Annotated in this window: 12 protein-coding genes; 7 read left to right on the top strand and 5 right to left on the bottom strand. The window is 60.4% G+C overall.

Translation table 11 applies throughout. The features are described 5' to 3' along the window. Positions 1 to 117: 117 nt before the first annotated feature. Positions 118 to 1026, bottom strand: coding sequence for a LysR substrate-binding domain-containing protein (locus tag ACIQJ2_RS15620; protein ID WP_400667680.1), 909 nt, complete (start codon positions 1024 to 1026; stop codon positions 118 to 120). A gap of 302 nt (positions 1027 to 1328) precedes the next feature. Between ACIQJ2_RS15620 and ACIQJ2_RS15615 the strand changes: the two genes are divergently transcribed. The 3 genes from ACIQJ2_RS15615 (at position 1329) to ACIQJ2_RS15605 (ending at position 4259) form a co-directional block, all read left to right on the top strand. Then, positions 1329 to 1787, top strand: coding sequence for an NUDIX hydrolase (locus ACIQJ2_RS15615; protein WP_400667682.1), 459 nt, complete (start codon positions 1329 to 1331; stop codon positions 1785 to 1787). A gap of 96 nt (positions 1788 to 1883) precedes the next feature. Then, positions 1884 to 3419 (top strand): inorganic phosphate transporter, encoded by a 1536-nt coding sequence (locus ACIQJ2_RS15610; protein WP_199151409.1) that lies wholly within the window; start codon positions 1884 to 1886, stop codon positions 3417 to 3419. Positions 3420 to 3521: 102 nt separating this feature from the next. Then, on the top strand, positions 3522 to 4259 hold the full coding sequence (locus ACIQJ2_RS15605) for a 16S rRNA (uracil(1498)-N(3))-methyltransferase (protein ID WP_400667684.1): 738 nt from the start codon (positions 3522 to 3524) through the stop codon (positions 4257 to 4259). Between the two features lie 4 nt (positions 4260 to 4263). On the opposite strand, the gene ACIQJ2_RS15600 is transcribed toward ACIQJ2_RS15605, so the two are convergent. Beyond that, entirely contained in the window at positions 4264 to 4878 is a 615-nt protein-coding gene (locus ACIQJ2_RS15600; RefSeq protein WP_400667686.1) for a LysE family translocator, read from the bottom strand. A 243-nt stretch (positions 4879 to 5121) separates the two neighbouring features. Here ACIQJ2_RS15600 and ACIQJ2_RS15595 point away from each other — a divergent pair, with 243 nt between their 5' ends. The 3 genes from ACIQJ2_RS15595 to ACIQJ2_RS15585 all read left to right on the top strand — a co-directional run bounded on the left by ACIQJ2_RS15595 (position 5122) and on the right by ACIQJ2_RS15585 (position 8693). After that, positions 5122 to 6495, top strand: coding sequence for a glutamate--cysteine ligase (locus ACIQJ2_RS15595; protein WP_400667688.1), 1374 nt, complete (start codon positions 5122 to 5124; stop codon positions 6493 to 6495). Positions 6496 to 6834: 339 nt separating this feature from the next. Continuing rightward, complete coding sequence (locus ACIQJ2_RS15590) at positions 6835 to 7704, top strand: DUF937 domain-containing protein (protein ID WP_199148666.1); 870 nt, start codon at positions 6835 to 6837, stop codon at positions 7702 to 7704. Positions 7705 to 7808: 104 nt separating this feature from the next. Next, positions 7809 to 8693 (top strand): aldo/keto reductase family oxidoreductase, encoded by an 885-nt coding sequence (locus ACIQJ2_RS15585; protein ID WP_400667690.1) that lies wholly within the window; start codon positions 7809 to 7811, stop codon positions 8691 to 8693. A gap of 108 nt (positions 8694 to 8801) precedes the next feature. On the opposite strand, the gene ACIQJ2_RS15580 is transcribed toward ACIQJ2_RS15585, so the two are convergent. From ACIQJ2_RS15580 to ACIQJ2_RS15570, 3 genes are all read right to left on the bottom strand, one after another. Then, the gene (locus tag ACIQJ2_RS15580) at positions 8802 to 10409 is read right to left on the bottom strand and encodes an ABC-F family ATP-binding cassette domain-containing protein (protein ID WP_400667692.1); all 1608 of its coding nucleotides are present in this window, start codon (positions 10407 to 10409) and stop codon (positions 8802 to 8804) included. 287 nt (positions 10410 to 10696) lie between these two features. Continuing rightward, a complete protein-coding gene (locus ACIQJ2_RS15575) occupies positions 10697 to 11278 on the bottom strand; it encodes a dienelactone hydrolase family protein (RefSeq protein ID WP_400667693.1) in 582 nt (193 codons plus the stop codon). Between the two features lie 315 nt (positions 11279 to 11593). Next, the gene (locus ACIQJ2_RS15570; protein WP_199148662.1) at positions 11594 to 11887 is read right to left on the bottom strand and encodes a DUF1127 domain-containing protein; all 294 of its coding nucleotides are present in this window, start codon (positions 11885 to 11887) and stop codon (positions 11594 to 11596) included. 200 nt (positions 11888 to 12087) lie between these two features. On the opposite strand from ACIQJ2_RS15570, the gene ACIQJ2_RS15565 reads away from it, so the two are divergent. Then, positions 12088 to 13038: a LysR substrate-binding domain-containing protein gene (locus ACIQJ2_RS15565; protein WP_199148661.1), complete on the top strand. Its 951-nt coding sequence runs from the start codon at positions 12088 to 12090 to the stop codon at positions 13036 to 13038. Positions 13039 to 13147: the final 109 nt, after the last annotated feature.

Genomic DNA, 13147 nt, shown 5'->3' with positions numbered 1-13147 from the left:
GGTTCGTTGGGCCGATCTGGCACGACGGGCAACGGCCTGTCGATGGACATTGGAATAGGCTGCGTGGCAGAAAATCTGCCATGCCTGTCCGCGGCCGCTATCAGGCCGAATGTCTTGCTAGGATTGCGCAGCCCCTGCGCTGCTCAGCCAATCGGCCAACCGGACGAGCGCCGGATCCTTCGTGTCGCTGCTGCGGATGCTGAGGCTGTAGCCGGCCGGTCGCCGAATGAAGCCATAGGGCGCGACCAGCGTCCCGCGTTCCAGATCCTCGCCAACGGCCGTCCGAGGCGCAATGGCAACGCCGAGGCCCGAACGGGCCGCACCGATGGCGAGCAGCAGATCCTCGAATTCGCTTTTGCGGGCGAACCGGACAGGTGCTTGACCACTTTCGGCAAACCAGTCATCCCAGAGGCTCGGAGCGGAACGGCTGCCAAGCGCGACCGCACCGCTCAAGGCAGCGACGCCGGCATCAAGACCCAAGCGAGCCGAGACGTCCGGCGTGGCGACGGGTGCAAACTCATCCTCCATGAAGCGAATGGCCGTGATATCCCGCGTCGGCCTGTATTCACCGCCCATGATGACCGCCTCGAGATCGGCGCGCCTCGCCAGAGGTTCGACCGTCGCCATCGGCACGATGTCTATATCGACGCCGTCGAGAGCCGCCTGCAGGTCGGCCACGCGCGGCATCAGCCACCAGATGGCGAAGGCCGAGGGAACCCCGAGGCGGAGCATACGGCGATTTCCCTCCGACATCTCGGCGGACGCCCGTGCAAGAATCCCGAAGGCAACGCCGACGGAATCGGCGAATGCCCTGCCCTTTGCCGTCAGCACGAGCCGGCCGTTTTCCCGATCGAACAAAGGCACGCCGAAATGGGTTTCGAGCAGGGTCAACTGCTGCCTGACGGCGCCGCGTACGACGCCGAGTTCCTCCGCCGCCTTTAAGATGCTGCCGCGACGCGCCACGGCATCAAAGGCGCGCAATGCGTTCAGGGGTGGCAAATATCGGGACACAATGCGGTCTGGCATGACAAGGTTTTATCTTTCTTTCCAAGGCAATGGTGGCATGCCCAAGCAACTGCGCCATCTGCGGCATGAAAATGCTGCCGAATGTCGCTTTCTGCACAATCCCTGGCGAATATCAGGGGACAAACCGCTTCACTTTTATCTACTCACCACTCAATAAATTTGTGGGGAAATACCATATATCCGCATATGCGACGCAATTTTTTTCCACATAATGTTATGATTAAGCCGAAGCAGCATCCCAAACCCCAAAGGTGAACCGACAATTGGCCATACTCAGCCGTATAGCAAATGATGTGCAACTCATGTTTCGGCGTCCGCCGCGACAGCAGTATGCCGCGCTCTGTTATCGGGTGAAGAAAAAGACGGGCGATCTCGAGATGCTGCTGCTCACCAGCCGCGACACCGGCCGGTGGGTCATTCCGAAGGGATGGCCGATGCCCGGCAAATTGTCCCACGAAGTGGCGGCACGCGAGGCCTATGAAGAGGCCGGCGTGCGCGGCACTGTGGAGACAGCACCGCTCGGCTCGTTCGGTTACGACAAGGTGCTGAAGGACGGCATTCAGGTGCCTTGCCGCGTGCAGGTCTATGCGCTCGAGGTCAGCGAACTCGTCAAGAACTTCAAGGAGAAGGGCGAGCGCTCGATGGAATGGGTTTCCTGCGACGAAGCTGTCAAGCGCGTTCGCGAGCCGGAATTGCGGGACCTGATCCTCGCCTTCTCACAGCGGATGACCCAAACCGGCGCGATCGCGCAGACGAAGTAAGCCACAATACTCACAAGAAATTGTGTCAGTATCCATCGTGGATATTGCGCGGCCCCTCATGCGGCGCAATACGAGAGTTTTGTTTCAGAGAATTGCATGCCCGACCGACCGGCCACACCAGTAAAACGGACGCTCGACAAGGACCTCGACAAATTCACCTATGTCGAGGATGCGACCCACCATGTCACCAAGCGCCTGGTGGCGCCGGGCCTGGGGTTGATCTTCCTCGGCCTTGCCATGGTCTTCGCCGGCATCTACGTGTTCGACAAGCCGCGCGCCACGCTTATCTTCGCCGCAGTCGCACTTGCCGGCTACATGGCCATGAACATCGGCGCGAAGGACGTGGCCAACAACGTCGGCGCTGCGGTGGGTGCGCGTGCGATCACCATGACGCAGGCGCTGGTCATGGCCGCCATCTTCGAAATCCTGGGCGCGACCATCGCTGGCGGCCCGGTCATCAACACCATTTCCACCCATATCGTCGATACCGACCGGATCATCAGCATTGGCAAGCTGGCCTGGCTGATGATGGCCGCGCTGCTGGCCGCAGCCCTCTGGATCAATTTCGCGACCTGGCTGAAGGCACCGGTCTCGACCACGCACACGATCGTCGGAGCGGTCGTCGGTGCCGGTGCGGCGGCGGTCGGCCCGGAACTGGTGAACTGGCATGTCTTGGCGGCAATCTCCGCGGGGTGGGTGATAACCCCCTTCCTCGGCGGCACCATCGCCGCCAGCATCCTCTACTTCATCGAAACCTTCATCATCTACCGCGATGACAAAATCGCCGCCGCGCGACATTGGATTCCAATCCTGATCGGGCTCATGGCGGGCGCGTTTAGCGGCTATCTCGTCGTTCAGCTGGAGCCGAAGGGTACGATTCCCAACATCCTGAACCTCGCCATCGGCGTTGGCGTCGGCATTGGCGTCTGGCTTGTTGCGCGGCCTCTGGTCGCGGCACAATCCGTTGGGCTCGAAAACAAAAACAGCTCGCTGCGCAAGCTCTTTCGTCTGCCGCTGATCTGCTCTGCGGCACTGATGTCCTTTGCCCATGGCGCCAACGACATCGCCAACGCCATCGGGCCGCTGGCGGCGATCGTGCGTGACATCGGCATCGGCGGCTCGCTCAACGTGGTGGCCGAAACGACTGTGCATAAAGCGCCTTTCTGGGTTGTCATGATCGGCGGCTGCGGCATCTCCGTGGGCGTGCTGCTCTATGGACCGCGCCTGATCCGCCTTCTCGGCGAGCAGATTACCAAGCTTAGCCCGGTGCGCGCCTATTGCGTGGCCGTGTCTGCAGCGCTCACCGTCATCGTCGCTGCATGGTTCGGCTTTCCGGTGAGTTCGACGCATATTGCCGTCGGCGCGGTTTTCGGGGTCGGCTTCTTCCGCGAATGGTCGACCGTCCGCTCGAAGCGGCGTCTTGCCTATATGCGCAAGAGAGCGGAGGCTGCGGGCATTCCGTGGAACGAGCCGGAGACCACGGACGAGCGCAATCCCGACGAAATCCATCGCCGCCGGCTGGTGCGCCGGTCGCACTTCATGACCATCATCGCCGCCTGGGCGATTACCGTTCCGGTCGCAGCCCTGCTTGCCGCCGGCGTATATTGGGTTATGGTCGCGCTCTTCATTTAGGGCGGTTCATGCAAGATCGGAACGGCTCAATCTTTTGCTGTACGCAATTTCGTCCGGAAAGCCGCTGCGAACTTTTCCCGGAATTGCTTTAGGGGGTAATTCATGCGCGCCAATTTCCGCATGCAGCGGCTGTTCGTGACATCAGACATCAAGGCGGGTCTCGCCATCGAGGCCGATCAGGAGCAATTCAACTACCTCGCCAACGTTCTGCGCATGGAAGACGGCGCCGAGCTGCTAGTCTTCAACGGCCGCGACGGCGAATGGAAGGTCAGCGTTTCCTTTCCTTCCCGCAAACGCATTCTGCTGACGCCCATCGCGGAAACGCGGCCGCAGCCCGCTCCATCGGATCTGCATTACCTTTTCGCGCCGCTGAAGATGGGACGGCTCGATTATCTCGTGCAAAAGGCCGTCGAAATGGGCGCAGGCCTGCTGCAGCCGGTCATGACGCAGCATGTGCAGGGCAAGATCACCAACCTCGACAAGGTCAAGGCCAATGTCATCGAGGCAGCGGAACAATGCGGCATTCTCGGCATACCCGATGTGGCCGAACCGGCGAAGCTTGCCGATCTGCTCGCCGGCTGGCCGCGCGAGCGCCGCATCATCTATTGCGACGAAGGCGATGCCGGCCAGAATCCGCTGCCGCTGCTGTCGCAGGTTAAGGAGAAGCATCTCGCCCTGTTGGTCGGGCCCGAAGGCGGCTTTTCCGAAGAGGAGCGCGCTTTGCTGCGCAGCCTCGACTTCGTCACGGCCATTCCGCTCGGACCGCGCATCCTGCGCGCCGACACGGCGGCCGTTGCCGCCATGGCGGTGATACAGGCGGCGATCGGCGACTGGAACTAAGGCCTTACCCCAATATTGCGACGATGGTCGCAACGATCAGCAGGATCGCCAGCGCGACGTTGACGATCCGCGAGACCGCCGGATCTTGAAGGAAGCGCGAAAGCGAAACGCCGACGAAAAGCCATATCATGTGAATGGCGACGATCATCCCGGCCAGAAGCGTAATCTTGACGGCGACGTCGAGTAGCCTCTGGTCGTGAAACAGGCTGACGCCGGCAAAAACGGCCGCGATCGCGAGATAGGCCTTTGGATTGGCGACAGCCAACAGGAAGCCGCCGGAGAAGGCGGGAGCCGATGCCTGATCTTCCCGGCGAGACAGCGGCGGGGCAGTCGCGATCTTGAAGGCGAGATAAAGAATATAGACGGCCGAGAGCACCGTCAGCACAAAAGCTCCGTGCGGCACGGAGAGCAGGATCGCAACCACACCGGCCGCAACAGCCAACAATACCGCAACAGTGCCCGCGATAAGGCCGCAGACGTAGCGGAGCGACCGCTGGAAGCCATAGGCCGCGCCCATCGCCGTCGCGCTGATCGTCGAGGGGCCGGGACTTCCCATGATGACCAGCGAGGTCAAAAGCAACGTCAAGATAGGGTAATAGAGCCCGTTTGGACCGTTCATCGATATGCTCCGCCTGATGTCAGTGGAGGCAAAACTATCGATGCGAGTAGCGAGATGTCTTGTACGCTTGTGCAAATATGCCGCCGTCTGTCACGGGTGTGATGCAGTTGCGAGACATAAAATCCTATTTTTTTGAACGACCCTTGAAAGAAATTCACTTGCACCGTACCTCAATCCGCGTCAATCACCCTCCAATTGACCTGCGACTGGCGCGGGTTCTCCTCCGAGATCTAAGGTAATACCATGGCGCGCGATACTACCGACCAGACTCCGCTCTCCTCGGTCTCGGAAATGACGGCCTATCTGGCCGCCGGTAACAAGCCGAAAGAGAAGTTCCGCATCGGCACCGAGCACGAAAAGTTCGTGTTCTTCCGCGCCGACAACAGCCCCGTGCCCTACTTCGGCGATGCCAGCATTTCCGCGCTTCTTAAGGGGCTGCAGAAGAAGAGCGGCTGGGATCCGATCATGGACGGCGAAAACATCATCGGCCTTGGCGAACCCACAGGCATGGGCGCCATCTCTATCGAGCCGGGTGGCCAGTTCGAACTTTCCGGCGCGCCGCTCGAAACCATTCACGAGACCTGCAAGGAATCGAACAACCATCTGGCGGCCGTGCGCGAAATTGCCGAGCCCATGGGCATCCGCTTCCTCGGCGTCGGCGGCAGCCCGAAATGGACGCTGGCCGAAACGCCGCGCATGCCGAAATCGCGCTATGAGATCATGACCCGCTATATGCCAAAGGTCGGCACCATGGGTCTCGATATGATGTATCGCACCTGCACGATCCAGGTGAATCTCGACTTCTCGTCGGAAGCCGACATGCGCAACAAGATGCGCGTATCGATGAAGCTGCAGTCGCTGGCAACAGCGCTCTTCGCCTCCTCGCCCTTCACCGAAGGGAAACCGAACGGGCTTTCATCCTGGCGCGGCGAAATCTGGAAGGACACCGACAATCGCCGTGGCGGCCTGCTCGATTTTACCTTCCGCGACGATTTCGGTTTTGAAGATTATGTAAAGTGGGCGCTCGACGTTCCCATGTATTTCGTCGTGCGCGACGGTCGTTACCACGACTGTACGCATGTCACCTTCCGCCAGTTCATGGACGGCACGCTGAAGGGCGAAATCACCGATTGGGAACCGACGATGGGCGACTGGACGAACCATCTCTCAACGCTCTTCCCCGATGTGCGCCTGAAGCGCTTCCTCGAAATGCGTGGCGCGGACGGCGGCCCCTGGCGCCGCATCTGTGCGCTGCCGGCCTTCTGGGTCGGCCTGCTCTATGATGACGAAGCACTGGCAGCAGCCGACGAGCTGACCAAGAACTGGAGCTTCGACGACGTCAATGCGCTGCGGAACGTGGTGCCGGCAGAAGGCCTGAAGGCCTCGATCAAGGGCCATAGCCTGCTGGATGTAGCGCGCGAAGTCGTCGGCATTTCCCGCCTCGGCCTCAAGAACCGCGGTCGGTTGAACGGCGATGGGCAGGACGAAACCGTGTTCCTCGCACCGCTCGAGGAAGTGCTCGCCAAGAAGGGCACGCTCGCCGACGATCTCTTGATGCTTTACAACGGGCGCTGGAACCAGTCCGTCGAGCCGATCTTCGAGGAATATCAATACTGATCATACGCTTGTCTGCCTTCCTGCTCCTAGAGCGTCGTGCTTCCTTTTGGACGCACAAAGACGCTCTATCTCCTTGAATCTACGCATCAGGCTTTCCGAAAAGCGTGTCAGATTTTCGGGCCGATGCTGTAGCGGCACGAAGGCAGAAACGGTATGCGCCCCCTTTTTTCCCGCCAGAGCGTCGTGCGTTCTTTCGGAAGCGCGAAGACGCTCTATCTCTTTGTTTTCCCGCATTCCGGACCGAAAACCGCTACGCACTTTTCCCGGAAGTGCTCTATAGTATCGGAATCAAGCGCCGCCTGATTCCGAAGCGGCCTCACTGCGGGGAAAGGGACTTCGATGCTGCCACTCTTCGACATGATGATGCAGGCACAGAACGGCGCCGCCACCGAGGCCATGGCCAAGCAGTTCAATCTCGCGCAGGAACAGGCCACGAAGGCGATGGCCGCCTTGATGCCCGCCTTTTCCACCGGCTTCAAGCGCAGTGCGACGGACCCCTATAATTTCATGGGTGTGATGCAGGACATTACGTCAGGCAGCTATGCCAAATATTTCGAGGACATGAGCAAGGCCTTTACCCCCGAAGGCATCACCGACGGCAACAATGTGCTGGCACGGCTGTTCGGCTCCAAGGACGTCTCACGCGCGATCGCCGCCCAGGCCGCGCAGATGACCGGCATCGGCCAGGAAGTCTACAAACGCATGCTGCCCGCCATGGCCGACACGCTGATGGGCGGGCTCTTCAAGGAGACCAGCGGCCAGATTCCGCCGATGTCCAACCCCTTCCTCAACACCGCCATGGGCGAGATGATGCAAGGCTGGCTGCAGACCATTGGCTTCGCGCCAAAGCAGCGACCGACCCCGCAGGCGAGCATCTTCGACAATCCTTTCACCCAGGCGATGGAACTGATGTTCGGGGCCGATCCGACCAAGCGCGAGAAGGCCGCAACTGCCAATCCCTTCCTCGACAATCCTTTCGCCAAGGCGTTTCAGGACATGATGAAGAACTTTCCGATGCCGGCTGCCCCGGCAAAGGAAGAGCCGAAGGCACAGCCCACCGCCGGCGTCGACATGGCCGCCTATACCGACATGTTCAACGCCATGTTCGACAGCGGCCTGGAAGTGCAGAAGAACTATCAAAAGAACATGGAAGCAATCTTCGACAGCTATCTGCAGGCTGACGGCAAGGCGACGCCGAAACAAAGCTAAATTTAGTCACTGTTCGAAATTCTGCACAGCCCGTGCAGATTGCACCCGGTTATCATACACTGAGACTTAGCCTATCTCTGCTTCATCTTGAAAGGGAGACAGCCATGTCCAGCATCAATCAATCCGGCAGCTTCACTCTTGGCGACCGCCGCGTCAAACGGCTAGGCTACGGTGCCATGCAGCTCGCAGGGCCCGGCGTCTTCGGCCCGCCGAAGGACCACGACACAGCCATTGCCGTTCTGCGCGAGGCCGTGGTTTCCGGCGTCGACCATATCGACACCAGCGATTTCTACGGGCCGCATGTTACCAATCGACTGATCCGCGAGGCGCTCCATCCCTATCGCGACGATCTGGTCATAGTCACCAAGATCGGCGCGCGGCGCGGCACCGATGCATCCTGGCTGCCGGCATTTGCAGCGGACGAGCTGAAGCAGGCGGTGCACGACAATCTGCGCAACCTCCAGCTCGACGTGCTCGATGTCGTCAATCTCCGCATCATGTTCAGCCCGCATCACCCGATCGAAGGCTCCATCGAAGCGCCGTTGACTGCCCTTGCGGAACTGCAGCGTGAGGGGCTCGTGCGCCATATTGGGCTCAGCAACGTCACACGCAACCAGATCGCAGAGGGCCGCAAGATCGCGCAAATCGTCTGCGTGCAGAACCTCTACAATCTCGCACAGCGTACGGATGATGCGTTGATCGACGAGCTGGGACGAGACGGGATCGCCTATGTGCCGTTCTTCCCCCTCGGCGGTTTCACGCCGCTGCAATCCTCCATCCTCTCCGATGTCGCCACACGCCTCGGCGCGACGCCGATGCAGGTGGCGCTTGCATGGCTTCTGCATCGTGCGCCGAATATTCTCCTCATTCCGGGCACGTCGTCGCTCGCCCACCTGCAGCAGAATATCGCCGCAGCCGGCCTGGCGCTGCCCGGCGATGCGATCACGGAACTCGATCGCATCCGCTACAGCGCCGCGCGTCATACGTGACGCGCAAAGGTCGCTATAGCATTTTAGATCTGCTGCATAATTTTATCCTCAAATCGATCCCGATTTAAGAAATTATGCAGTAGTCCGAGTCACGCCTGACAACGCCGATCAAGCATTCGGCGATGCCGAGACGGTTCGCGCAGGAAGCTCGAGCCGTCTTTCTATGCCGATATTGTCGAGAAACACCTCGTCGTGGCTGACGACCAGCAGCGCGCCATCAAAGGCACGCAACCCAGCTTCGACGGCTGCGATCGAATCGATATCCAGATGGTTTGTGGGCTCGTCCAGGATCAGCAGCGACGGCGGCACCGAGCCGCCGAGCACGCAGGCAAGCCCGGCGCGCAGAAGCTGCCCGCCACTCAGGCTCGACACGATCTGCAACGCGGCATCGGCGCGGAACATGAACCGTGCCAGGGCAGCGCGGCAGGCGTTCTCGTCTGCATCAGGATTGATCCTGCGGAAATTGTCGCGGATCGACAGTGACGGATCGAGAAAACTCACCCTCTGATCCAACAGAGCGAATGGAAGAACACGCACCGTCCCCTTCCACGGTTCCAGCGCGCCGGAAATCAACGACAGGAGCGTTGTCTTGCCCGACCCGTTCGGCCCAGTGATCGCGACGCGTTCCGGCCCCGTCATGACGATATCGAGGTTGCGAAAGATCGGCCACTCGGGATCATAGCCTGCGGTAATGCCTCCCAGCCTGAGCACGGTCCGATTTGCCGGCAGGCCTGATGTCGGAACCTTGACCGTCAGGGGCTGCAGGACCTCGATCTTTTCGCGGGCGGCCGCGGCATCCTGCAAGGCCTGTCCGCGCCGCCGCTCGGCAAGCCGCGTGTTCTCGGCGCCGGTCATTTCGGCTCGCTCTTTCATCCCGCCGAGCAGGATGCGCGGTATGCCGCCTTTGGCCGCCGTTTTCCGGCCGGCCTTGTCTCGTCTGGCCTGACGCTCGACCGCCGCCTGAGCGCTTTTCTCCACTTCGGCGACGCGCTTCTCGGCTTCGGCGAAATCATGCTCGGCTGCAGAGAGCTCCAATGCCTTCCGCTCTCGATACTCTGTCCAGCTGCCACCATAGCGCGAGGCACCGAGCGACGTCAGCTCGACGATCGCATCCATGGTATCGAGCAGCTCCCGATCATGGCTGATGACGATGGCACCTGCCCTCCAGCCCGCGAGCAGATCGATCACTGCCTTACGTCCGTCGCGATCCAGGTTGTTGGTGGGTTCATCGAGGATCAGGAAATCTGGATCGTCGACGATGAGGGCGGCAAGGCCGCAGCGCGTGCGCTGCCCCCCCGACAAAGTCACGAGGCGCGTTTCCGCCGTGACCTCAAGCCCGACGCGATCGAGCGCCGAGGCGATGCGCTGTTCAAGCGTCCAGTCGGCCGCGGCAAGGTCTTCGTTCGTCGCCTCGCCCGCCTCCGCACGCTTCAAAATGGCCAGAGCCTCGCGCGCACCGAAAAGATCGGCAACGGTTTCTTCGGCCTGCACCTGCACGCTCTGGCGCAGGATTCCCAATTTGCCGTTGAAGGAAATCGTGCCGGATTGCGGCTGCAGTTCCCCGGCGACGAGTTTGATCAATGTCGTCTTGCCGACGCCATTGCGACCGACAAGGCCGGTGCGCTCGGCGCCGAAGCTCAGATCGAGATTGGAAAGAAGCGGCCGGCCGTCAGGCGTGGACCACGAAAGATTGGATAGAACGATGGATATGGGCATGAGCACGAATTTCCCCGATGGCAAGGCTGAAAGACATTGCGGTCGAGGTAGAATCCATTGCGGCACACATCCTGTTGGTATCAACGATGCCTATAAACTAAGCGACAAGTTGCGCCGTTTCAAGTCCGGTTGGCTTGCGCCTGCAGCGCCGCGCGCCATATGTGACGCGCGAAGGGCGCTGTAGCACTTTAAATTTGCTGCAAAATTTCATCCGCAAATCGATTCCGATCTAAGGAATTATGCAGCCAAGCGAGGCGTCGAGCGGAAACCGTTCACACGTCCCGGCATCATGCTTTGGCATCGATCGCGTCAAGGAAATTCAGGACACGCGTCCATGTGAGATTGGCGTCCCCAGCATTGTAGTCCGGCAGGCCGGCATCGGTGTAGAGATGGCCGCCGCCGCCCGGATACCTGAAAATCTCTGCGTCGACACCGGACCGATCGACAGCCTGTCGCCAACCGGCAACGTCTTCCTCGGATTCGAATGGATCCGGCTCGGCCAGATGAAGCTGTAGCGGCACGCCCTTGCGCGCGTTGTCGGCGATGGAAGCAATTCCGTGGAGGAACAGGATGCCGGCGGTGTTCTGACGCTTGGGCCAAAGGCTTGCGGCTACGGCGGCGCCCATGGAAAATCCGGCAAGCACGGTGGATGCCGGCAGCCCCGCCAACGCCCATTCCGCGCGCTCGCAAATCGTCGGCCAGCCGATTTCATCCTTGAATGCGAAGCCTTCCTCAATCGTCCGAGCAATCAGCCCGTCGTAGAGATCGGGTGCGAAAGCCCTATGCCCCGCCGCCTGCACACGCTCGACGGCTTCGTGTTCGAGCGAACGCAAGCCGTAGACGGAGTGGAAGAAGATCACCGTTGCCATTGTCGCATTCCTACTTTTCAATCGGATCTGATAATCGGGCTGTAAGATAAGACAGTTGCGGTCGGAAGCAACTTGCCCGCGCATGATCTCGGGGTATTTCCATGAGAAGCGCCCGGCGAGTTTCCGTCGAGAATGCAATCCGCCACTACGGCATCGGCCCGAAAATCGGAATCGATTTTCGGAAAGCCTGATGCGTAGATTCAATGAGATAAAGCATCTGCAAAAGAAAAAACCCGGTGTTGGCCGTTGGGCCGAACACCGGGAAAGAAGCAGGGCTTATTGGCTATCACCCTGCGGGGAAACTGTTGTCGGGTATCAGCGGCCAGCGCTGCTGAAAACCGAAGATCGCGCGCAGCGGCGCGCGGACTGGGTCAAGTAGCTGGACGGATCCTCGAAGAAGGTCGACGTGGTCAGCGCCGCATTGAGATCCTGGCGGGTGAGCCCGATATCGCGCAGCTGGCCGTCGTCCAGTTCGTTCAGGTAATCGATCTCGCGGCGATTGCGGAGCGCGCGCCAGACGAATGCCACATTGCCGAAAGCAAGCATCATGCGCGCCGTCAGGGACAGCGATGGCGTTGCGAGGCCGAGGGTCTGATCTGTCGTGCGCATTTCCGTAATCCTTTCCCTGGGGCACGCGCCAGCCGAGCCCCTCCCCAGGGATCGGGAGAGGGGCGCAGGCCGGGAGGAGTTCAACAGGAATGTCTGTTCGATTGGTATGCTGAATTGCATTTAGAAGATGCCAAAGGCCTATTGATCAGTCCAACGAATGTTTCTAATGATAACTATCAAACTCCTTTATAGGTAAGCCCATGTCCGCGCCGCTTGATATCGATCAGTTGCAGACCTTCATCGCAATCGTGGATTCCGGCAGCTTCACCAAGGCGGCCGACCGCGTGTTCAAGACGCAATCGGCCGTTTCCATGCAGATGCGCCGGCTGGAAGAGCGTGTCGGCAAGCAGCTTTTCATCAAGGATGGCCGCGGCAACAGGCTGACGGCGGAAGGCGAAAAGCTGCTGAACTATGCCCGCCGCATCATTCGGCTCAACAATGAAGCCATCGCCGCTTTCGACGACAACCGTCTCGAAGGCACGCTGCGCATCGGCACGCCGGACGATTATGCCGACCGATACATGCCCGAAATCATCGGCCGTTTTGCCAAGACGCATCCGAATGTCGAGCTCTATATCGTTTGCGAGCCCTCGGTCGATCTCGCCGAGCGCATGCATCGCGGCGAGCTGGATATCGCGCTCGTTACTCACAATCCGCGCGAGCGGATGTCTGATGTGGTGCGGACGGAGCCGCTCTGCTGGGTCGGGTCGGCCAATCACCCGCTGCGCGACGACGCGCCCATTCCGCTCGCCGTCGGACGGCGGGACTGTCAGTGGCGCCAGCTCGCCTGCTCGGCGCTCGATGCCGGCGGCCGCGAATATCAGATCCTGTTCACCAGTTGGTCCTGCACCGTCGTTGCCGCCGCCGTGCTGGCGGGCATGGCGGTTTCGGTCATGCCGGAATCGGCGCTGCGCACGGGTATGAAGGTATTGACCCAGGCAGACGGCTTCCCATCCCTGCCGCCGGTGCAGATCGGCATCATGAAGCGGCCCGGGCTTTCGGTGTCGCTGATGAACGCCATTACCGCCCACATCTCCGCCTGTCTGGACAACATCACGCCGACAGTCGTGGACGATGATCTCGATGGCGACGTGAAGACATACGCACGCATTTATCCACGGCGCGCCGGGCAGATTTTGCCGGGTTGGTGAGCTAGAGCCTTTCCACTTTTCTTCGAAACGCGAAAACGCTCTATCAGTTTGCGTTGAGCAATTCCGGACGGAAAACCGCTGCGCACTTTTCCTGGAATTGCTCTGGCAG

This window comes from Rhizobium sp. NPDC092011 (assembly GCF_044756305.1).
Taxonomy (GTDB): Bacteria; Pseudomonadota; Alphaproteobacteria; order Rhizobiales; family Rhizobiaceae; genus Rhizobium.
Note: the sequence above shows the minus strand (reverse complement) of the source record. Positions and strands in the feature narration are given on the sequence as shown.

Excerpts from the sequence above, each read along its gene's own strand:
- ACIQJ2_RS15600 (WP_400667686.1), bottom strand. The coding sequence starts at position 4,878 with ATGAACGGTCCAAACGGGCTCTATTACCCTATCTTGACGTTGCTTTTG.
- ACIQJ2_RS15595 (WP_400667688.1), top strand. The coding sequence starts at position 5,122 with ATGGCGCGCGATACTACCGACCAGACTCCGCTCTCCTCGGTCTCGGAA.
- ACIQJ2_RS15570 (WP_199148662.1), bottom strand. The coding sequence starts at position 11,887 with ATGCGCACGACAGATCAGACCCTCGGCCTCGCAACGCCATCGCTGTCC.
- ACIQJ2_RS15610 (WP_199151409.1), top strand. The coding sequence starts at position 1,884 with ATGCCCGACCGACCGGCCACACCAGTAAAACGGACGCTCGACAAGGAC.
- ACIQJ2_RS15585 (WP_400667690.1), top strand. The coding sequence starts at position 7,809 with ATGTCCAGCATCAATCAATCCGGCAGCTTCACTCTTGGCGACCGCCGC.
- ACIQJ2_RS15620 (WP_400667680.1), bottom strand. The coding sequence starts at position 1,026 with ATGCCAGACCGCATTGTGTCCCGATATTTGCCACCCCTGAACGCATTG.
- ACIQJ2_RS15615 (WP_400667682.1), top strand. The coding sequence starts at position 1,329 with ATGTTTCGGCGTCCGCCGCGACAGCAGTATGCCGCGCTCTGTTATCGG.
- ACIQJ2_RS15575 (WP_400667693.1), bottom strand. The coding sequence starts at position 11,278 with ATGGCAACGGTGATCTTCTTCCACTCCGTCTACGGCTTGCGTTCGCTC.
- ACIQJ2_RS15580 (WP_400667692.1), bottom strand. The coding sequence starts at position 10,409 with ATGCCCATATCCATCGTTCTATCCAATCTTTCGTGGTCCACGCCTGAC.
- ACIQJ2_RS15605 (WP_400667684.1), top strand. The coding sequence starts at position 3,522 with ATGCGCGCCAATTTCCGCATGCAGCGGCTGTTCGTGACATCAGACATC.
- ACIQJ2_RS15590 (WP_199148666.1), top strand. The coding sequence starts at position 6,835 with ATGCTGCCACTCTTCGACATGATGATGCAGGCACAGAACGGCGCCGCC.
- ACIQJ2_RS15565 (WP_199148661.1), top strand. The coding sequence starts at position 12,088 with ATGTCCGCGCCGCTTGATATCGATCAGTTGCAGACCTTCATCGCAATC.